This is a genomic window from Streptomyces sp. NBC_00459 (genome assembly GCF_036013955.1).
Taxonomy (GTDB): domain Bacteria; phylum Actinomycetota; class Actinomycetes; order Streptomycetales; family Streptomycetaceae; genus Streptomyces.
Map to the genome: position 1 here is coordinate 1538293 of NZ_CP107903.1, position 19994 is coordinate 1558286.

At 70.5% G+C, this 19994-nt stretch carries 20 protein-coding genes and 1 riboswitch; of the genes, 5 read left to right on the top strand and 15 right to left on the bottom strand.

Annotation, left to right across the window (positions count from 1 at the left end):
• Window positions 1–120 precede the first annotated feature (120 nt).
• Window positions 121–423, top strand: coding sequence for a hypothetical protein (locus OHN74_RS06570; RefSeq protein ID WP_327693591.1), 303 nt, complete (start codon window positions 121–123; stop codon window positions 421–423).
• Here the strand turns inward: OHN74_RS06570 and OHN74_RS06575 are convergent.
• Window positions 386–1558, bottom strand: a complete 1173-nt coding sequence (locus OHN74_RS06575; RefSeq protein WP_327693592.1) for an acyl-CoA dehydrogenase family protein — start codon at window positions 1556–1558, stop codon at window positions 386–388. The genes OHN74_RS06570 and OHN74_RS06575 overlap by 38 nt on opposite strands.
• Window positions 1559–1880: 322 nt before the next feature.
• Between OHN74_RS06575 and OHN74_RS06580 the strand changes: the two genes are divergently transcribed.
• A complete protein-coding gene (locus OHN74_RS06580) occupies window positions 1881–3137 on the top strand; it encodes a glycoside hydrolase family 18 protein (protein WP_327693593.1) in 1257 nt (418 codons plus the stop codon).
• A gap of 53 nt (window positions 3138–3190) precedes the next feature.
• Here the strand turns inward: OHN74_RS06580 and OHN74_RS06585 are convergent, their stop codons facing one another.
• The 3 genes from OHN74_RS06585 to OHN74_RS06595 all read right to left on the bottom strand — a co-directional run bounded on the left by OHN74_RS06585 (window position 3191) and on the right by OHN74_RS06595 (window position 5642).
• The gene (locus OHN74_RS06585; protein ID WP_327693594.1) at window positions 3191–3850 is read right to left on the bottom strand and encodes a TetR/AcrR family transcriptional regulator; all 660 of its coding nucleotides are present in this window, start codon (window positions 3848–3850) and stop codon (window positions 3191–3193) included.
• A gap of 119 nt (window positions 3851–3969) precedes the next feature.
• Window positions 3970–4113: an SCO1431 family membrane protein gene (locus tag OHN74_RS06590; protein ID WP_327693595.1), complete on the bottom strand. Its 144-nt coding sequence runs from the start codon at window positions 4111–4113 to the stop codon at window positions 3970–3972.
• Between the two features lie 164 nt (window positions 4114–4277).
• The gene (locus OHN74_RS06595; protein WP_327693596.1) at window positions 4278–5642 is read right to left on the bottom strand and encodes a peptidase C39 family protein; all 1365 of its coding nucleotides are present in this window, start codon (window positions 5640–5642) and stop codon (window positions 4278–4280) included.
• A 193-nt stretch (window positions 5643–5835) separates the two neighbouring features.
• Between OHN74_RS06595 and OHN74_RS06600 the strand changes: the two genes are divergently transcribed.
• Both OHN74_RS06600 and OHN74_RS06605 read left to right on the top strand, forming a co-directional pair.
• Window positions 5836–6489 (top strand): uridine kinase family protein, encoded by a 654-nt coding sequence (locus OHN74_RS06600; protein WP_327693597.1) that lies wholly within the window; start codon window positions 5836–5838, stop codon window positions 6487–6489.
• 430 nt (window positions 6490–6919) lie between these two features.
• Window positions 6920–8785 (top strand): AAA family ATPase, encoded by a 1866-nt coding sequence (locus OHN74_RS06605; protein ID WP_327700018.1) that lies wholly within the window; start codon window positions 6920–6922, stop codon window positions 8783–8785.
• A 153-nt stretch (window positions 8786–8938) separates the two neighbouring features.
• On the opposite strand, the gene OHN74_RS06610 is transcribed toward OHN74_RS06605, so the two are convergent.
• The 10 genes from OHN74_RS06610 to OHN74_RS06655 all read right to left on the bottom strand — a co-directional run bounded on the left by OHN74_RS06610 (window position 8939) and on the right by OHN74_RS06655 (window position 18120).
• A complete protein-coding gene (locus OHN74_RS06610; RefSeq protein WP_327693598.1) occupies window positions 8939–10036 on the bottom strand; it encodes a hemolysin family protein in 1098 nt (365 codons plus the stop codon).
• Window positions 10033–11385, bottom strand: a complete 1353-nt coding sequence (locus OHN74_RS06615; protein WP_327693599.1) for a hemolysin family protein — start codon at window positions 11383–11385, stop codon at window positions 10033–10035. The genes OHN74_RS06610 and OHN74_RS06615 overlap by 4 nt, the downstream gene beginning before the upstream one ends.
• Window positions 11386–11586: 201 nt before the next feature.
• On the bottom strand, window positions 11587–12069 hold the full coding sequence (locus OHN74_RS06620) for a PH domain-containing protein (RefSeq protein ID WP_327693600.1): 483 nt from the start codon (window positions 12067–12069) through the stop codon (window positions 11587–11589).
• Window positions 12070–12115: 46 nt separating this feature from the next.
• Window positions 12116–12973, bottom strand: coding sequence for an ATP phosphoribosyltransferase (gene hisG / locus OHN74_RS06625; protein WP_327693601.1), 858 nt, complete (start codon window positions 12971–12973; stop codon window positions 12116–12118).
• 74 nt (window positions 12974–13047) lie between these two features.
• Complete coding sequence (locus OHN74_RS06630; RefSeq protein WP_055533705.1) at window positions 13048–13320, bottom strand: phosphoribosyl-ATP diphosphatase; 273 nt, start codon at window positions 13318–13320, stop codon at window positions 13048–13050.
• 33 nt (window positions 13321–13353) lie between these two features.
• Complete coding sequence (ribH, locus tag OHN74_RS06635; RefSeq protein ID WP_327693602.1) at window positions 13354–13839, bottom strand: 6,7-dimethyl-8-ribityllumazine synthase; 486 nt, start codon at window positions 13837–13839, stop codon at window positions 13354–13356.
• A 49-nt stretch (window positions 13840–13888) separates the two neighbouring features.
• Window positions 13889–15178: a bifunctional 3,4-dihydroxy-2-butanone-4-phosphate synthase/GTP cyclohydrolase II gene (locus tag OHN74_RS06640; RefSeq protein ID WP_327693603.1), complete on the bottom strand. Its 1290-nt coding sequence runs from the start codon at window positions 15176–15178 to the stop codon at window positions 13889–13891.
• Window positions 15175–15816, bottom strand: coding sequence for a nicotinamide mononucleotide transporter family protein (locus tag OHN74_RS06645; protein WP_327693604.1), 642 nt, complete (start codon window positions 15814–15816; stop codon window positions 15175–15177). The genes OHN74_RS06640 and OHN74_RS06645 overlap by 4 nt, the downstream gene beginning before the upstream one ends.
• Complete coding sequence (locus OHN74_RS06650) at window positions 15813–16415, bottom strand: riboflavin synthase (RefSeq protein WP_327693605.1); 603 nt, start codon at window positions 16413–16415, stop codon at window positions 15813–15815. The genes OHN74_RS06645 and OHN74_RS06650 overlap by 4 nt, the downstream gene beginning before the upstream one ends.
• 147 nt (window positions 16416–16562) lie before the next feature.
• Window positions 16563–16698, bottom strand: a riboswitch (FMN riboswitch).
• 216 nt (window positions 16699–16914) lie between these two features.
• Window positions 16915–18120, bottom strand: a complete 1206-nt coding sequence (locus tag OHN74_RS06655) for an ROK family transcriptional regulator (protein WP_327693606.1) — start codon at window positions 18118–18120, stop codon at window positions 16915–16917.
• A 160-nt stretch (window positions 18121–18280) separates the two neighbouring features.
• Here OHN74_RS06655 and OHN74_RS06660 point away from each other — a divergent pair, with 160 nt between their 5' ends.
• Entirely contained in the window at window positions 18281–19492 is a 1212-nt protein-coding gene (locus OHN74_RS06660) for an MFS transporter (protein WP_327693607.1), read from the top strand.
• Here OHN74_RS06660 and OHN74_RS06665 read toward each other — a convergent pair.
• Window positions 19452–19919 (bottom strand): acyl-CoA thioesterase, encoded by a 468-nt coding sequence (locus OHN74_RS06665; RefSeq protein ID WP_327693608.1) that lies wholly within the window; start codon window positions 19917–19919, stop codon window positions 19452–19454. The two genes, OHN74_RS06660 and OHN74_RS06665, sit on opposite strands and share 41 nt — an antisense overlap.
• Between the last annotated feature and the right edge of the window lie 75 nt (window positions 19920–19994).

Here is a 19994-nt window from a genome sequence, read left to right on the forward strand (position 1 = left end):
CCCTGCACCATGGCACTCAGGCCGCCGTGGTGCGGGTCCGGCACGCGCGTGTGCCGTCGCGAACGCAGGGACGAATCCGGCACGCGGTGACCTGATCGGCCGTCACCGCGTTGCCCTGGCATGACGACCCCCATGCACGCGGCGCAGGGGCGCTCGCGCCAGTTCTACGACTCCGGCCCGGCAGAATCGGTTCAGCGGGGTCTGCTGAACCAGCACCTGTCGAATCAGGGCCGACCCAACCCGCCGGCACCGCCCGACCCGCCCATCTACCGCGCCCTGCTGCGTACCTGGGCCGACGGTGGCCGCACCCTGCCGGGGCGCTACGACCCGGAGTGGGTGCGGCTCGCGGCGCCGCCGCTCGGGCTCGGCATCGTGATCGATCCGTTCAGCGGGTCTCAGGGCCCGCCAGGTGGCGGGCGATGACCATCCGCTGGATCTGGTTGGTGCCCTCGACGATCTGCAGGACCTTGGCCTCGCGCATGTACCGCTCGACCGGGAAGTCCGCGGTGTAGCCGTAGCCGCCGAGCACCTGGACCGCGTCCGTCGTGACCTTCATCGCCGCGTCGGTGCACAGGAGTTTGGCCATGGCGGCCTGCTTGGCGAAGGGGCGGCCCGCGTCGCGCAGCCGTGCCGCCGCGAGGTACAGCGCCCGGCCGGCCTCGATCTGCGTGGCCATGTCGGCGAGCAGGAAGCGCAGTCCCTGGAAGTCGGAGATCGGCCGCCCGAACTGCCGGCGTCCGGTCGCGTAGGCCACCGCCTCGTCAAGTGCCGCCTGGGCCAGGCCGATCGCACAGGCCGCGATGCCGAGGCGTCCGGAATCGAGCGCGGACAGTGCGATCGCGAAGCCCTGCCCCTCCTCGCCGATGCGCCGGCTGCCGTCGAGCCTGACCCCGTCGAAGTTGATCTGCGCGGTGGGTGAGCCCTTGAGGCCCATCTTCCGTTCCGGCGCGGCCGCGACCAGCCCGACCGCGTCGCCGGGGGCGAGGAAAGCGGTGATTCCGCGCGGGCCCTCCTCGCCGGTGCGTGCCATGACCGTGTAGAAGTCGGCGATGCCGCCGTGCGTGATCCAGGCCTTGGTGCCGGTGAGCACCCACTCGTCCCCGTCCCGGACCGCCTTCGTGCTCAGCGAGGCCGCGTCGGAGCCGGAGGCGGGTTCGGAGAGGCAGTACGCGCCGAGGAGGCCGCCGCCGAGCATCGCGGGAAGGTGTTCGGCCTGTTGTTCCTTGGTGCCGTAGCTCGCGAGGGCGTGGCAGGACAGCGTGTGCACGCTGGCGCCGAGGCCGACGGTGAGACGGGCCGCGGCGAGTTCTTCGAGGACCTGGAGGTAGACCTCGTAGGGCTGGTCGCCGCCGCCGTGCTCGGAGGAGTACGGGAGGCCCAGCAGCCCCGACTCCGAGAGCAGGGCGAATACTTCGCGCGGGAAGCGGCCGGCGTCCTCCTCCTCGGCCGCCTTCGGGGCGATCTCTCGCCCGGCGATGTCACGGACGAGCGAGATCAGGTCCCTGGCCTCGTCCGTGGGCAGTTGACGGTCCACCGGCTGCGGGGCGTGGTCGGGCATGTCGACGCTCTCCTCCCTGTCGGGCGCGACGGCACACGCGCGCCTGAGTAGGGCCACGTCCGCCGGTCTCACTGGTCACGGCCGATGCTGGCCCTTCCGGGTCGCGGAAGCGGTCGGCGAACGGCTGTGGAGCTGCGAGTATGCCCGATCGGCGGCACCGCGTCACCGGTTAACGAGCGTTTATTCGATCACAGTCCGGAACACCGACCTCGACCGAGAATTGGTCCGAACCATTGACCGAACTGGTCTAGTCCTCCTACTGTGCCCGCAGTTCCTGGCACCACCTCCCCCACGCTCCCCTCCCATCCGAGGAGACAGCTCGATGCACCGACCGCATCCCTCCCGCGTCCGTTTCAAGTCGCTTGTGTCCGCCGCGTGTTGTGCCGTTCTCGGCGCAGGGCTCCTGGCCGGCGCCGGCACCGCGACCGCCGCACCGACAGCCTCGAAGGCCGACGCGAAGCCCGTCCCGAAGGCCGCCGGTTCCAAGGTCGTCGGTTACTTCACCGAATGGGGCACGTACGACCGCAAGTACTACGTCAAGAACATCGAGACATCCGGTTCCGCCGCCCGGCTGACCCATATCAACTACGCCTTCGGCAACGTCACCGGTGGCAAGTGCGCGATGGGTGACGCCGATGCCGCGACCGGCCGGGCGTACACCGCCGCCGAGTCGGTGGACGGGGTCGCCGACACCGCGAGCCAGCCGCTGCGCGGCAACTTCAACCAGTTGCGCGAGCTGAAGAAGAAGCATCCCGGCCTCAAGGTCCTCTGGTCCTTCGGGGGTTGGACCTGGTCCAGCGGTTTCGGCGAGGCCGCGCAAAACCCGGCCGCGTTCGCCAAGTCCTGCTACGACCTGGTCGAGAACTCCAAGTGGGCCGACGTGTTCGACGGCATCGACATCGACTGGGAGTACCCGAACGCCTGCGGCAACACCTGCGACACCAGCGGCAGGGCGGCCTTCAGGAACGTGATGGCCGCGCTGCGGGCGAAGTTCGGTTCCGGCAACCTGGTCACGGCGGCGATCACGGCCGACGCCACCGCCGGCGGCAAGATCGACGCGGCGGACTACGCGGGCGCGGCCAAGTACGTCGACTGGTACAACCCGATGACGTACGACTACTTCGGCGCCTGGGCGGCGACCGGGCCGACCGCACCGCATTCGGCGCTGAACTCGTACTCCGGCATCCCCCAGGCCGGCTACCACACCTCGGCGACCATCGCGAAGCTCAAGGGCCTCGGCATCCCGGCCTCGAAGCTGCTGCTGGGCATCGGCTTCTACGGGCGCGGCTGGACCGGCGTCACACAGTCGGCGCCCGGTGGCGCGGCGACCGGTCCCGCTGCGGGTACGTACGAGGCGGGCTTCGAGGACTACAAGGTGCTGAAGTCCAAGTGCCCCGCGACCGGCACCGTCGGCGGGACCGCGTACGCCAAGTGCGGGAGCGACTGGTGGAGTTACGACACCCCGGCGACCATCGGCACGAAGATGGCGTACAAGAACCAGCAGGGCCTGGGCGGCACGTTCTTCTGGGAGCTGAGCGGCGACACCTCGAACGGTGAGCTGATCAGGGCGATCAAGTAGGCGCACCCGGAGGGCGGTTGGGGCGGAGACCACGAGCCTTCGCCCCGCTGCCGTCAGTTGTCCCGGCGGGCCGGCTCCGGTGTCACGTACGTCGGGTCGAGTTCCTCGATGGCTCGCATGGCGCCGCCCAGCATCTTCACGAGGAGTTCGCGCATGGTGTCGCGGGAGAGTTCGGGGCGGTCGATCCAGTCGAGGGTGGCGCCCTCCACGCTGCACACCCAGCCGAACAGGCCCATACGGGCCAGCGGTCCGATGTCCTGTCTGCCGTACGCGCCCTCGGCGATGGTCGCGACGATCGCCTCGCGCACCCCGTCCCGGATGGCGTGCACCTCGGCGTCGAAGCCGACACCGCCGCTGACGATCGTGCGGTAGGCGGCCTGGTTGTGCTCGGCGAAGCGCAGGTAGCAGTCGATCGTGCGGTGCACCCGGTCCACGGGTGCGTGATCGACGCCGCTGGACGCGAAGGTGACCAGGTCGGCGACCGAGTCCTCGACGATGGCGAGGTAATAGCCGCGCTTGGACTGGAAGTAGTAGTAGATCAGCCCTTTGGCGACCTGCGCCTGACGTGCGATGTCGTCCATCGACAGCGCGTCGTACGACCTGTCGGCGAACAACTTGCGTCCGATGGCGATGAGTTCGGCGCGACGCACCAGAGAGCGGTCGGTGCCGCGCGCCCGCGGGCGCTCGGTGGCAGGCTGTCGACTACTGTTCAACTTGGGGCCCTGGTCTCCAACTGCGGGCGGGACATCCGAAGTATGACAGACCCGGACCACCTGCACGTTCGACTCTGATCGACAGGGCGGACACCCGGTTCGCGGTGGATCGCACCGGGTCAGATCAGGCCGAGCTGAGCGACGAACATCGCGAGCACGACCACGAACGTCCAGCCCATGACGTGCTCGAAGATCTTCGGACCGTCCTCCCGGGGACCGCCGGTACGGGTGCGGGCGGGGGCTGCGGCAGTGCTCGCGGTCATGGCATCTCACTGAGGTCGGTGTGCGATGGACTCCCCCCACCGTTCTGTCCACCTTGCCATTCATCGGGGCTTTCGCGGCGGAGACGTTGGTCACATCCCACCGGAAAACGGACAGCCCCCGGTCTCCCGGGGGCCGCTTCACACCGTCACGCGTCCTCCTCGGCTCAGCGCACGCCCACCGCCGTGAGCGCGGCGAGCTGCGCGGCGGTCGGCCGTGCCGGGAAGTACAGGTAGCAGACGCCGCCGGTGCCGGACACGACCTTGCCGGTGGCGTTGTACCGCTTGGTCCGCAGCCAGATGTTCTCGAACTCGCGCCGCGCGTAGACCCGTCGTACGGCCTGATTGGTCGCCGAGAACGGGTCGTTGGCGATCACGTCACCGTCGGCGGTGAAGCCGATCACGGTCATCAGATGGCCGGAGGTGCCGTAACCCGCCCCCGTCAGCTCGCCCTTGAGGAACGACTGGGACGTTATGGCCGGGATGCCGGCCGCGATCAGCGTCTCCAGGTCGGTGAGCGAGCCGAGCCGGGTGACCACGCCCTGCAGGTCCTTGTAGGTCGCCGCGTAGGCGGCGTTGAAGGGCCAGTTGCCGCAGCCGCCGTACTGGAAGTCGTAGGTGAAGCGGGCCGCGTGGCACACCTGCGGGTCGGCATAGGCCGGGTCGACCCAGGCCAGTTGGGCCGCCGTGGGCTTCCGGCCCCAGTACTCGATGATCATCTGCGAGGACGTGGGGCTGCACCAGGCCTCGCCTCCGTTGTCGTACTCGGGGTACTGGCCGCTGTGGATCTCCTGCGAGTAGCGCGGGACGATCAGCTCCCCGGCCGGTCCGGGCGTCGAGGCGGGGACGGTGAAGCGGTCCGGGACGTCGGAGGCCATCGCGCCGAGCCGCCAGACCGTGGGCGTGGCCGTGGTGCCGGGCCTGCGGTAGAGGGTCAGGCGCAGCCGGTACGAGACCAGGCGCAGACCCGTGGCCGGGTCGTCGATGGCGAAGGTGTCGGTCCAGACCGTGCTCCTGTCGTCGGTCTGGTCGTCGACGGAGGTCCGCTTGATGTCCTGGTCGCCGGAGGCCCAGCGGCCCATCACGTACCAGGGTGTGGCGGTGCCGTCGGAGTACGTGCCGGTCAGCTCGACCTGGAGCCAGGTCCCGGCCGGGGTGCGCGCGTTCCAGGAGGCGATGACCTCGGTGGCGGGCACCGCGGGCCGGTGCACGGGGGACGTCCAGGTCGCGTACTCCCAGGCCGCCGTCGTACCGGTGTGCGGATCGGTGTAGTCGACCTTGCCGGCCGGAGCACCGATCTCGACCCCGGGCCGCGTGCCTGCGATCACACGGGTGCCCTTGGCCGTGCCCGCGCACCAGTCCACGGACGAGGTCCAGGCGCGGTTGTCGACGGGACGGGCGGAGTCGGCCGCCACCGCGTGGCCGGTCGCCTCCGGGGGGTCCGCCGCAGCCGGGCCGGCGCTGCTCGCGACGGCGGCGGCGACCGCCGCGGCGAGGACTGTTCTGCGGGACGGCTCTTCGGCTCTGCTCATGGGCGGGTGACCCCCAGGTGTCCTAGGCGGGCGGGACAGTGCACGGCTGTGCGCCCACTATGGCCGCCGATGGCCTGCTCCTGCCAGCACTCAGGGCCGTGCCACGCCCACGAGTTTTGGTCTCGACCATTGGCGTCACCTGGGCGTCGGTGACGGCGGCGGCGGGCCACTCCCTAGAATGGCGCCTGGCAATATGTCCGAATCCCATCGCCCTCCGGGAACCGTCATCCACGACCTCGCACACACCCTGCGCCGACTGCCGCCATCCTGTGGCCCGGTCCGACTGATCGCCGTCGACGGACACGCGGGGTCCGGGAAGACCACGTTCACCGGACGACTGGCCGCCGCTCTCGGCACAACGCCCGTGCTGCACCTCGACGACATCGCCACCCACGACGAGCTGTTCGAGTGGACACAACGTCTGGTCGGCCAGGTGATCGAGCCACTGGGGCGCGGCGCGACGGCCTCCTACGCCCCCTACGACTGGACGTCCCGGCGCTTCGGACCGCCCCGGATCCTGCCGGCCGCGCCCGTGGTGCTGGTGGAGGGGGTCGGGGCCGGACGGCGTGCGCTACGGCCGTTCCTGGCGCGGCTGTTGTGGATGGAGCTGGCGGACGAGGAGGCCTGGGCGCGCGGGCGGTCGCGGGACGGGGCGGAACAGAGCGAGTTCTGGGCCGAGTGGGTCGCCGCGGAACGGCGGCACTTCGCCGCAGACCCCTCGCGTCCGTTCGCCGACACATTGGTGCGGCAGTGCGGCGAGGGATACGAGGTGCTCCCGGGGCCTGCCGGGATCGCTGGATCAGACCTGGATCTCACTCACCGTGACGGGCCGTCGGCTGTGTGCTGAACTTGTGAAGACCCTTGTCGCGCAACTTGTCCGAGTGCTTCAACTCCGCTTGACCGGTGGGCCGTACAGGACTTACGTTCTCAATGCGCGGCCGTTCGTAGCCGCCCGCAGTCGCGAAGCCCCCGGTTGTTCCCCCGTGATCGGGGGCTTCGTTCTGCCCGCGGCCTGTTTTGCGGCCGCTCCGGGGCGCGATCCGCTCACCCTCGGTGACCGCGCCGTGTGCGCCCCATCTGCTCCCACCTCGTCAAACGGCCTGTGCGGCACCCTGCTGCGGGCACGTGAAGCGCAGGTACGATGCCCTCGGTGCGACTCGGACGGCTGCTCTGCGCACCGTTGCAACTCCCGTCCGCGGCACAGCGGTTCGACCAAGCTGCCGACGGGCACCGGCCCGTCGGAGAGGCAATCGGGGGCACGGTTTGTGGGGGACGTGATGGACTTCGGCACGCAGGGCCCCGAGGCCCCGGCCGACCTCGCCTGGATGCGAGGTGTGGACGCCTACACGATGGGCGCCTATCCGCAGGCGGAGGAGGAGTTCCGCACCGCGGTGCGGATGGATCCCGGGATGGCCGACGGCTGGCTCGGACTGCATGCGCTGCGCGTCGACACGACGACCGCGCTGCTACGGATGTTCCGGCACCGGGAGCGCTTCGGGGAGCAGCGCTCCCGGCACCGCCGGACCCTCAACTCCTGGTACTGGCTGGGCTGGTGGGTGCAGCCCGTGCTGGAAAGCCCACGCGATCTGCTGCTCGCACACGCCTCCCACTGGCTGGACGGCCGTCATGTGCCGGAACTGGACCGGGCGTTGGCCGGTCTGCCGCCGGTGGACACCGACCCCCAGGTCCGTTTCCTGCACGCGTGCCGCGCCTATCTCGTCAAGGACTGGGAGCAACTGGTTCGGCACACCGACCCGTTGATCAACGACGCGATGCTGGGCATCGAGGCGGGTCTGTTCGGCGGGATGGCCCGGGTGCGCCTGGAGATGTACGGGCAGGCGGAGCCGCTGCTGTCGGCGGCCCTGATGCGATGTCGCAGCGAGCAGCCGCAGCGCAAGGAGCTGCGGTACTGGCTGGCGCGGGCCCACGAGGGTACGGGCCGCTCGGCGGCGGCCCTCCCCCTCTACCGGGCGGTGCACCGCGTGGACGCCGCCTTCATGGACACGTCGGCACGGCTCGCCGCGATCTCCGAGGGCGACGGGTACGACGAGGCGGCCGACCTCGCGGCCATAACGCTCAGCGGGATCGGACAGGAGCTGCTGGAGAGCCCGGACGGCATCGATCCCCTGTTCGGCGGCGAGGGCCGCGACCTGAAGCTCTCGGAGCCCGAACTCCCGCCTCCCGGAAGCCCGTTGCCGTCGGCGACCGACTCGGTGCGTGAGAAGGCCGCCCTTCCGGTGCAGCCGCTGCCGACCGGCCCGACCGATCCCGCGCTGCTTGAGGAGGCACTCGCCCAGCTGGAGTGCATGGTGGGCCTGGAACCGGTGAAGCGCCAGGTGAAGGCGCTCTCCGCCCAGCTGAACATGGCGCGGCTGCGGACGGGGCAGGGACTGCCGGTACAGCCGCCGAAGCGGCACTTCGTCTTCTCGGGCCCGTCGGGCACCGGCAAGACGACAGTGGCGCGCATCCTCGGCCGGGTGTTCTACGCGCTCGGGCTGCTCGGCGGCGACCATCTGGTCGAGGCGCAGCGGGCGGACCTGGTCGGCGAGTATCTCGGCCAGACCGCGGTGAAGGCCAACGAGCTGATCGACTCCGCGATCGGGGGCGTCCTGTTCGTGGACGAGGCGTACTCGCTGTCCAACTCCGGGTACGGCAAGGGCGACGCATACGGCGACGAGGCCCTGCAGGTGCTGCTGAAGCGGGCCGAGGACAACCGGGACCACCTGGTGGTGATCCTGGCCGGCTATCCGGAGGGCATGGACCGGCTCCTCGCCGCCAACCCCGGGCTGTCGTCCCGCTTCACGACCCGCGTCGACTTCCCCTCGTACCGCCCGCTCGAACTCACCTCCATCGGAGAGGTGCTGGCGGCGGAGAACGGTGACGTGTGGGACGAGGAGGCACTGGACGAGTTGCGCTCGATCGCCGGGCACGTGGTGGACCAGGGGTGGATCGACGAGCTGGGCAACGGGCGATTCCTGCGGACGTTGTACGAGAAGAGCTGTGCGTATCGGGATCTGCGGCTGTCGGTGTATCCCGGGATGCTGACGCGGGACGACTTGTCGACTTTGCGGCTGCCGGATCTTATGCAGGCGTACGGGGAGGTCCTGTCGGGGCGGGGGCCACAGGATCCGTCGGCCCCCTGACCGGCTCCGGGCGCCTTGAGTTCGGCGCCCGGAGCCGGTACTGGGGCCGGGGTGGGTCGGACGGGCGCGGAGCGCCCTCCTAGGGGCGCGGGGAACTGCGCGACCAGCCCTCACCGGGCCCGCAGCCGAAGCACCCGCCCAACAGCGGAGCGTTCAGCTCGCCAGCACCTCCTTCTGCGCCTCCTTCTGCGCCTCCGCCCTGGGCTCCGTCACCTTCGGCACCGGAGGTGACTGACGGTGGGCCGGGTCGCGCACCTCCCCCACCAACAGCTCCAGTACGTCCTCCATCGCGACCAGGCCGATCACCCGGCCCGAACCGTCCGCGACCTGGGCCAGGTGCGTCGCCGCCCGGCGCATCACCGTCAGGGCGTCGTCCAGCGGGAGTTCGGAGCGCAGTGTCGTCATGGAGCGCCAGATGTGCTGCGGCACCGCCCGTTCCGACTCCTCCAGGTCCAGTACGTCCTTCACGTGCAGATAGCCCATGAAGGCGCCGTTGTCCGCCACCACCGGGAACCGGGAGTAGCCGGTGCGGGCGGTGAGGGCGACGACCTGGCCCGGGGTGACCGACGGGCCCACCGTCACCAGGGACTCGCGGTCGAGGAGGACGTCGGTGACCGGGCGGGAGCCCAGTTCCAGCGCGTCCTCCAGGCGTTCCTGCTCACCGGGGTCGAGCAGTCCGGCCTGGCCGGCGTCCTCCACCAGGCGGTTGAGCTGTTCGCTGGTGAAGACCGCCTCGACCTCGTCCTTGGGGTCGACGCGGAAGAGCCTCAGGACGAGTCGGGCACAGGCGCCCAGGCCCACCGTGACCGGCCCGCACACACGGGCGAAGGCGACGAGGCCCGGGCTCAGCCACAGCGCGGTCTTCTCGGGCGCCGCCATCGCCAGGTTCTTCGGGAGCATCTCCCCGACGACCAGGTGGAGGAAGACCACGGCAGCGAGCGCGATCACGTAACCCAGCGGGTGGATCATGCCCTCGGGCAGGTGGACCGCCTCGAAGACCGGTTCCAGCAGGTGGGCCACGGTCGGTTCGGCGACCGCGCCGAGGGTCAGCGAGCAGACGGTGATGCCGAACTGGGCGGCGGCCATCATCTGCGGCAGCCGCTCCAGGCCGTACAGCACCTGGCGGGCCCGCGCCGTGCCCAGCGGCTCGATCTGGCTTCGGCGGACGGAGACGAGGGCGAACTCGGCTCCCACGAAGAAGCCGTTGGCGAGCACGAGGAGAAGGGCGAAGAGGAGTTGGAGGACGCTCATCGGGCCGCCTCCACCGCGAGGTCAGCTGTCTTCGTACTGCCCTCTGCCCTGATCAGGCGTACCCGCTCGGCCCGGTAGTGGCCGACCTGGCGGACCGACAGACGCCAGCCCGGCAGTTCGGCCCTGTCGCCGGGGACCGGGATCCGGCCCAGCAGGTCGGCGACGAGGCCGGCGACCGTCTCGTACGGTCCCTCCGGCACGTCGAGGCCTATGCGCTGGAGGATGTCGACACGGCAGCTGCCGTCGGCGTCCCAGGCGGGGCGGCCGTCCTCGGGCGGGGCGGCGGCGAGTTCGGTCGGTTCGTTGAGCACGTCGTCGTGCTCGTCGTGGACCTCGCCGACGAGTTCCTCGACGATGTCCTCCAGGGTGACCACGCCCGCCGTGCCGCCGTACTCGTCGACGACGACGGCGATGGGCTGCTGGCTGCGCAGCAGTTCGAGCAGCGGCTGCACGGGGAGCGTCTCGGGGACCAGCAGCGGTGACTTGGCGATCCGCCCGACCGGTGTGCGCAGCCGCTCCCCCGCGGGCACCGCGAGGGCGTCCTTGAGATGGGCCATGCCGACGATCTCGTCGATCCGCTCCCGGTAGACGGGGAAGCGGGACAGGCCGGTGGCCCGGGTCAGGTTGACGACGTCCTCGGCGGTGGCCGACGACTGCAGTGCGCTGACCCGCACGCGCGGGGTCATCACGTGCTGCGCGGTCAGCTCGCCCAGCGACAGTGTCCGTACGAAGAGGTCCGCGGTGTCCTGTTCCAGCGTGCCGGCCTGGGCCGAGTGCCGGGCCAGGGAGACCAGCTCGCCGGGGGTGCGGGCCGAGGCCAGTTCCGCGGTGGGTTCGACGCCCAGAGCGCGGACCAGGCGGTTGGCCACCGCGTTGAGCCCGGCGATCACCGGGCGGAAGAGGCGGGAGAAGGCGTGCTGCGGGCCGGCCACGAAGCGGGCGACCTGCAGCGGCCTGGAGACCGCCCAGTTCTTGGGCACGAGTTCGCCGATCACCATCTGCACGGCCGAGGCCAGCAGCATGCCGACGACCACCGAGACGGTGGGGACGACCCCTTCGGGCAGGCCGATCGCGGTGAACGGGCCGTGCAGCAGCTCAGCGAGCGCCGGCTCGGCGAGCATGCCGACGACGAGCGAGGTGATGGTGATGCCGAGCTGGGTGCCGGAGAGCTGGAAGGAGAGCTCCTTGAGGGACTCGACGACCGTACGGGCCCGTCGGTCGCCCTCGGCGGCGGCCTTCTCGGCGTCCGGCCGCTCGACCGTGACGAGGCCGAACTCGGCCGCCACGAAGAAGCCGTTGGCCAGGATCAGCAGGAATGCCGCGGCGAGAAGCAGCAGGGGGGTGGTCATGATGCCGCCGCCTCGATATGTCGGGAGGGGGCGGCGCAGGTACTACAGGACGATCCGTCCATCGCTGGAGGGAGTCACTCCTCGGGTAGCAGGGGGCCTCTGAAGACCGGGGGGAACATCAGTGGCGGAGGCGCGCGAAAACGCCTCCGCCAACAGATTAATCAAGACATGGGCCTGTGCGGCAGGGTGGACGGCCCTGAGTCAGCCCTGATCTTGCTCGGGGGCACCGGCGGACCGCGCCTCGGTGAGCGCGCGCAGGGTGCGTGCGTCCTCGATGGCGCGCTGTTTGGCGATGCCCGGCTGGATGCCGAGCGCGGGCAGACTCGTACCGTCGCTGAGGTCGAGGAACACCCAGGGGTCGCCCGGACGGAGGTTCACCCGGAGGATCTCCGCCCAGTCCAGACGCCTCTTGCTCGCGATGTTGACGACGGTGACCCCGGACTCGTCGGCGACCACCTTCGGCCGGGACAGGAGCAGGAGTACGGAGGCCAGCAGGGCGCCGGTGAAGACGAAGCTGAGGCGCTCGCCGGGGCTGAGCGTCTCCAGGAGCAGCGCGATCGTCGTGATGACGACGAAGATCGCGATACCGGCGGTGGCCAGCACGGCCCGGGTACGGCCCGGCCGGAAAGTGACGGGCAGCGCGGGCAGCGCCGCCGGTACGGGTGCGGTGGGCGGATCCTGCATCGGTGTACGGTCCCTGTCGCTCACGGTGTCGGTCGCTTCCCGTGCATCAGAGGCGGCAGGCGTGAATGGCCGTGGTCAGGATGGCCCGCGCGCCGATGTCGTACAGATCGTCCATGATCCGCTGGGCCTCCTTGGACGGGACCATCGCGCGGACGGCGACCCAGCCCTCGTTGTGCAGCGGCGAGACGGTCGGCGACTCCAGACCGGGTGTCAGGGCGACGGCCTTCTCCAGCTGCTCGACCCGGCAGTCGTAGTCCATCATCACGTACGTCCGGGCGACCAGGACGCCCTGGAGGCGGCGCAGGAACTGCTGGACCTTCGGTTCGGCGGTGTCCTCGGTCTCCGCACCGACCCGGCGGATGACGATCGCCTCGGACTTCATGATGGGCTCGCCGAACACCTCCAGGCCCGCGTTGCGCAGTGAGGTGCCGGTCTCGACGACGTCCGCGATGACCTCGGCGACGCCGAGTTCGATCGCGGTCTCGACGGCACCGTCGAGGTGGACGACGGAGGCGTCGACGCCGTGGTCGGCGAGGTGCTTGGCGACGATCCCCTCGTACGAGGTGGCGACGGTCAGACCGGCCAGGTCCTCGATACCGGCCGCGGTGCCGGGCTTGCCGGCGAAGCGGAAGGTGGAGCGGGCGAAGCCGAGCGGGAGGATCTCCTCCGCGTTGGCCCCGGAGTCGATGAGCAGGTCGCGACCGGTGATGCCGATGTCGAGGCGGCCGGAGGAGACGTAGATCGCGATGTCGCGGGGGCGGAGGTAGAAGAACTCGACCTCGTTCTCCGGGTCGACGATCCGCAGTTCCTTGGACTCGCGGCGCTGCTGGTAGCCGGCCTCATGCAGCATCGCCGACGCAGGGCCTGAGAGGGAACCCTTGTTGGGGACGGCGATGCGCAGCATGGGGTCGGCTTCCTTTGCGTGAGATGCGTGGAACGGTGGACGTGACAAGTGGTGCGTTACCGGTCGGACGAGGCTTACAGGTGGGCGTACACGTCGTCCAGCGAGATTCCGCGGGCGACCATCATCACCTGTACGTGGTAGAGCAGCTGCGAGATCTCCTCGGCGGCTGCTTCCTTGCCCTCGTACTCGGCGGCCATCCATACCTCGGCGGCCTCTTCTACGACCTTCTTGCCGATGGCATGGACACCCTTGCCGACCAGTTCCGCGGTGCGGGAGGTGGCGGGATCGCCCGTGGCGGCCTTGTGCTGGAGCTCGGCGAAGAGCTCCTCGAACGTCTTATTGGACATGATGGCCCCACATTACGTGGTGAGGAGGGCTCCCTATCGCCAGGGTTCGGATACTGAGCGGAGGGTGGCCGCCGTCGCCACGGCCGCCGTCACCGCCTCGTGTCCCTTGTCCTCGTTGGAGCCCTCGACGCCCGCGCGGTCGAGGGCCTGTTCCTCGGTGTCGCAGGTCAGCACACCCATACCGATGGGGACTCCGGTGTCGACCGAGACCTGGGTGAGGCCCTGGGTGACGCCCTGGCACACGTACTCGAAGTGGGGAGTGCCGCCGCGGATGACGACGCCGAGGGCGACGATCGCGTCGTAGCCCCGCCCGGCCAGCACCTTGGCGACGACCGGGAGTTCCCAGCTGCCGGGCACCCTCAGCAGGGTCGGCTCGTCGATGCCCAGGTCGTGCAGGGCGCGCAGGGCGCCGTCCACCAGACCGTCCATCACCTTCTCGTGCCACTGGGCCGCGATGACGGCGACGCGCAGGTCACCGCAGTTGCGTACGGACAGTTCGGGTGCACCCTTGCCGCTCACGTTCTCGTCTTCTCCTTGGTGATCTCTACAGCGATTTCTACGGCGATCTTCACTGGTTGGCGCAGGGGGACACCGGGGCCGCGTCCAGCCAGGGCAGGTCGTGTCCCATCCGGTCCCGCTTGGTGCGCAGGTAGCGGAGGTTGTGCTCACCCGCCTGTACGGGCATCGGCTCGCGGCCGGTGACCTTGAGTCCGTGGCGGACGAGCGCGTCGGTCTTGTCGGGGTTGTTGGTCATCAGGCGCACACTGTGGACGCCGAGGTCCTGGAGTATCTGCGCGCCGGCGCCGTAGTCGCGGGCGTCGGCGGGCAGGCCGAGCTCCAGGTTGGCGTCAAGGGTGTCGCGGCCCTGCTCCTGGAGCTCGTACGCCCGGAGCTTGGACAGCAGTCCGATGCCGCGCCCCTCGTGGCCGCGCAGGTAGACGACCACTCCCCGGCCCTCGTCCCGGATGCGTTCGAGGGAGGTCTCCAGCTGGGGGCCGCAGTCGCAGCGCAGGGAGTGGAAGACGTCGCCGGTGAGGCATTCGGAGTGGACGCGGACCAGGACGTCCTCGCCCTCGCCGATCTCGCCGTGGACGAGGGCGACGTGCTCGACGCCGTCCACGGTGGAACGGTAGCCGTACGCCGTGAACGTGCCGAAGACGGTGGGGAGCCTGGTCTCGGCCTCGCGGCGGACGGTGGGCTCGGCGCTCTGGCGGTAGGCGACCAGGTCCTCGATGGAGATGATCGTCAGGCCGTGCTTGCGGGCGAAGGGGATCAGCTCGGGCAGGCGGAGCATCCTGCCGTCCTCGCCGGCGATCTCCACGATGGCGCCGGCCGGGCGCAGTCCCGCGAGGCGGGCGAGGTCGACGGCGGCCTCGGTGTGGCCGTTGCGGACCAGCACACCGCCCGGCCTGGCACGCAGCGGGAAGATGTGGCCGGGGCGGACGAATTCGTCGGCGCCGGCGTCGCCGCTCGCGAGAAGCTGGAGCGTGGTCGCCCGGTCGGAGGCCGAGATACCCGTGCTCACGCCGTGAGCGGCCGAGGCGTCGACGGAGACGGTGAACGCGGTCTTCATCGACTCGGTGTTGTCGTCGACCATCTGCGGCAGCCTGAGCCGGTCGAGCTCGTCGCCCTCCATGGGGGCGCAGATGAGCCCGCGGCACTCGCTCATCATGAAGGCGACGATCTCGGGGGTCGCCTTCTCGGCGGCGATGACGAGGTCGCCCTCGTTCTCCCGGTCCTCGTCGTCGACGACCACGACCGGGCGGCCGGCCGCGATGTCCGCGATGGCCTGCTCGATCGGGTCGAGGGACCAGTCCTCGATGTTGTCGGTGCTGTAGAGGATCGGGGCCGTGGTCATGCGGGCGCTCCTTCCAGGACGGGCCGCGTGTCCTTGCGGGAGCGCAGCCACCAGTCGCGCATGCCCCACAGGACGAGCGCGCCGTAGATGACGTAGACGAAGCCGGAGAAGGCGTAGCCGTTGGCGAAGTTGAGGGGGACGCCTACGAGGTCGACGAGGAGCCAGGCGAACCAGAACTCGACCATGCCGCGCGCCTGGGCGTACATGGCGACGATGGTGCCGACGAAGATGTAGGCGTCCGGCCAGGGGTCCCAGGACAGGGTCGGGTAGGCCTTGAAGAGCAGGGCCACGGCGACCGTGCCGACGGCGGCGGCGCCGATCATCGCCGCTCGCTCGCGCCAGGTGGCGAACCGGGGGGTGATGTGGCCGTCCTCGCCCTCGCCCTTGCGGCGGTTCCACTGCCACCAGCCGTAGCCGGCGACGAGCATGACGACGACCTGCTTGCCCGCGCTGCCGGTCAGATGGCCGAAGAACGCACCGAAGAGGATCAGGCCGGAGAGGAACTGCACCGGCCAGCTCAGCAGGGAGCGCCGCCAGCCCAGCGCGAGGGCGATCAGGCCGAGGATGTTGCCGATCATGTCCGACCAGAGGATGTGCTGGTCGAGGAGGGTGAACGCCTCGGTGTTCAGCCGGTTCACTTCGCCGCCCCCTGTGGTCCGAGCAGCCGCTCGACGTACTTGGCGATGACGTCGACCTCGAGGTTGACCGGGTCACCGGGCTGCTTGCGGCCGAGCGTGGTCAGGTCGAGGGTGGTGGGGATGAGGCTGACGGTGAAGTAGTCCGGCCCGGCGTCCACGACGGTGAGGCTGATGCCGTCGACGGTGATGGAACCCTTCTCGACGACATAGCGGGTGAGGTCGGCGGGGAGCGAGATCCTGACGATCTCCCAGTTCTCGGACGGCTTGCGTTCGAGGACCGTGCCCGTGCCGTCGACGTGGCCCTGCACGATGTGGCCGCCGAGGCGTGCGCCCAGGGCCATGGGACGTTCGAGGTTGACGCGGGAGCCGACGGCGAGGACGCCGAGGCTGGAGCGGTCGAGGGTCTCCGCCATGACGTCGGCGGTGAATTCGTCGCCCTCGTGCTCGACGACCGTGAGACACACGCCGTTGACGGCGATCGAGTCGCCGTGGCGGGCGCCTTCGGTGACGACGGGGCCACGGAGCCTGAAGCGGGAGGCATCGCCGAGGTTCTCGACGGCCGTGACTTCGCCCAGTTCTTCGACGATTCCGGTGAACACTTCCCGGGTCCTCCCTGCCTCTTCGGGCACGGACTCCGGGGCCTGTCGATGACGACAGCTGTGAACGGGCAGGGACACCGGGAGCGACGCCGGACGGAGCTCGGCCCACGGCCGAACGGTACGGCGGCGCGCACGAATGCCCGCCCGCCGCGCACTGCCTCCCATCCGGACTTTAACCGTCGGTCCAGGAATTCCACCTGGTCAACCGGCCGCCGAAAAAAATGCGGACGGGTCGCGGACTATAACCGCCGGTTCGGACTTTCACCGACCCCGGAGTGCGCTGCTTCTGTTACAGGCCAGTGTGCCACGCCGGGTCGTACTCCATGCGGGTGAGTTGTGTGGACTGGCTCACAAGGACCCATGGGAATAAACGCCACGCACAAGACGGGCAATCAAGCCAGAGGATTGGTCCATACCTATTGACCGTCATGGTCCAGACCTCTTAGCGTCGATGCCGGACCGGCGGCGGTGACGACGGCCCTTGCCCGCCGCCGGGCCCTCAGACCCTCCCGCCGCGTCCGACCGGCGCCCCGAACAGCTCCTCCTGCGCGCCCTCCCGTGCGGTCAGCAACGCCCCTCGCAGTACCGCTCCGCCGCCCAGCGCACTCGCGCGCACCTGGGCCGGGAGCGGTGACATCCGGGCGAGCCGTTCCTCGACACGGGCGGCGAGTACGTCACCGCCCGCCCGTCCGACCTCACCGCCCAGCACGACACACCCCGGGTCGAGGACGGCGACGACGGACGCGGCGCCGATGGCGATGCGATCGGCGAGGGTGTCCAGGAAACCGTCGTGGGCCGGCACCCCGGGGGTCGCCACGGCCTCGCGGACCAGGGCCGCCGCATAGGGCTCATGGGCGCCGGCATCGGCCACCAGGCCCTGCGCGCCCGCCAGTCGGGCGACGGCCGCCGCTCCGGCGAGGGAGTGGAAGCCACCCGCACAGTCCGTGGCCGACGGCAGCTGCCCCGTGCCCGGCACCGGCAGGAAGCCGATCTCGCCCGTACCGCCGGAGGCCCCCCGGCGCAGGACGCCGTCGAGAACCACGGCCGCACCGGTGCCGTGACCGAGCCACAGCAGCACGAAGGTTTCCCGGTCCCGGGCGGCGCCGTCGCGCTGTTCGGCGAGGGCGGCGAGGTTGGTCTCGTTCTCGACGATCACGCGGGCCCCCGGAAGCCGTTCCTGGAGCGCGGCGACAAGCCTGCGGTGCCACTCGGGCAGACCCGTGGAGTCCCGGAGTTCGCCGGTCGCCGGGTCGATCAGACCGGGGGCGCCGATCCCGACCGTGTGGAGCTGCCCGGCCCCTGCCTCTTTGGCGACCCGTTCGACGAGAGCGACCGCCCGTTCCACGGCGGGGCCGGTGCCGGTGTCGTCCCCGATCGGTACGGACGCCTCGGCGAGAGCCTCGCCCAGCAGGTCGGCGACGACGACGGAGACGCCTTCGGTCCGGATGTCGAGGGCGGCCAGATGGGCGAGGCCGGCGACGATCCCGTACACCTTCGCGTTGGGGCCGCGCCGCTGCTCCCCCGACTCCCCCACGACCGTGACCAGTCCGGCGGCGGTGAGGCGTTCGACCAGGTCGGCGACCGTCGGCCGGGACAGGCCGGTGAGCTGCTTCAGCCGCCCGGCCGTCAACGGGCCCTCCTGCTGGAGCAGACGCAGGGCGAGCCGGTCGTTGATGGCCCGGGCGGTGCTCGGTGATGCGGGCATGCCGAGATCCTTCCAGATCGGCGGGGCCGTTCCCGCTGCGGACGGCCGGTATCCCGCTATCTATCAGGCAGGGTTCCTGATAGTTTACGCCAGCGCGCGGCCGAGCCGCTGTGCCGCAGAGGAAGACCGAACAGAGAGCCGACCCGGGGAGGGGCGCAGAATGAGTGCGGTGCTGTACGAACGACACGAGGTGAGGCGCGCCCGGTACGCCGTGGCCGCCGTCTTCGCCGTGCACGGCGCCGTCACCGGCTCGTTCGCGACCCGGGTGCCGTGGATCCAGGACCACGCCTCGGTCAGCGCGGGGCAGTTGGGGCTGGCGCTGGCGTTCCCCGCGCTCGGCGCGTCCCTCGCGATGCCGCTCGCGGGCCGTGTCAGCCACCGTTTCGGCGCCCGTACGGCGCTGCGCGGTCTGATCTCCCTCTGGACCCTGTCGCTGGCCCTGCCCGCCCTGGCCCCGAATCTCCCCACACTCTGCCTCGCCCTGTTCGTCTACGGCGCCACGGCCGGTATGGCGGACGTGGCGATGAACGCGCTGGGCGTCGAGATCGAGAACCGGCTGGGCAGGTCGATCATGTCCGGCCTGCACGGCATGTGGAGCGCGGGCGCCCTGATCGGCGCGGCGGGCGGCACCCTCGCCGCGCACCTGGGCTCGGACGCGCGCCTCCATCACGTACTCGCGGCGGCGACTCTCACGGTTGTCGGCGTGGGTGCCTGCCGCTGGGTGCTCGATCTGCGCCCCACCGAGGACGAGGAGCCGCCCCCGAGGTTCGCGCTGCCGCCCAGGTCCGCGCTGCTGATCGGCGCGGTCGGCTTCTGCGCGGTGTTCGCGGAGGGCGCGAGCCTGGACTGGTCTGCGGTGTACCTGCGGGACGAGCTGGGCACCTCGGACGGGCTGGCGGCGGCCTCCACGACCGGCTTCATGCTGACGATGGCGGTGGCCCGGCTTGTCGGCGACTCGGTCGTGAACCGTTTCGGCGCGGTGCGCACGGTCCGCGCGGGGGGTGTGCTCGCCGTACTCGGCGGTGTGCTGATCGTGGTCGCGGAACATCCCGTCACGGCGATGACCGGCTTCGCGCTGCTCGGCCTCGGCATCGCCGTGGTCGTCCCGCTGTGCTTCGCGGCGGCTGGCCGCAGTGGCCCCAACCCCAGTCAGGCCATCGCGGGCGTCGCCACCATCACGTACACCTCGGGGCTGGTCGCGCCGAGCGCGATCGGTACGCTGGCCCAGGCAACGAGCCTGGTGGTGTCGTTCGGGCTGGTCACGGTGCTGGCGGGTGGGCTCGCCGGGTTCGCGGGGGTGTTGCGCGCCGGCGAGAAGGACCGCCTGAAGGTCACTCCGCCGAGCGCAGGAGTTCCCGACCGCAGGCCCTGAACCGGTCGCTCCACGGCGTGGGCCGCAGGGTGCCGGCGTCGAGCCGGACCAGCACCCGAGTGCCCCGGGCGTACGTCACCTCACCGTCGGCCGAGCAGAGCCGGAAGCCGTAGGTGAGGCCGGTGGTGCCGAGGCGTTCCATCCAGAGGTGCACGGCGTAGGCACCGGGCCGGTCGACCGGCGCCTCGTAGCTGATGAGCAGCTCCCTGACCACGTTGCAGAAGTCGCCGGCCGCCGCCCAGTCGCCGTCGAAGGTGAAGCCGTACCCGTGCAACAACTCGTTCCAGGCACGCTCGACCAGCAGCGGGTAGCGGGCGTTGTGGAGCATGCCGAGGAAGTCGAGGTCGTCGAAGTGGACGGTGACGGGCATCAGCCGCCCGTACGAGCCGTACTGCGCGGCGGGGGCTATGGAGGCTTCGGCGGTCACGACGGGGCTCCTGGGACGTACGGGATGAATGGTGGATGCAGTTACCTGCGCACCCTCATCCTAAGCGCACGCTCA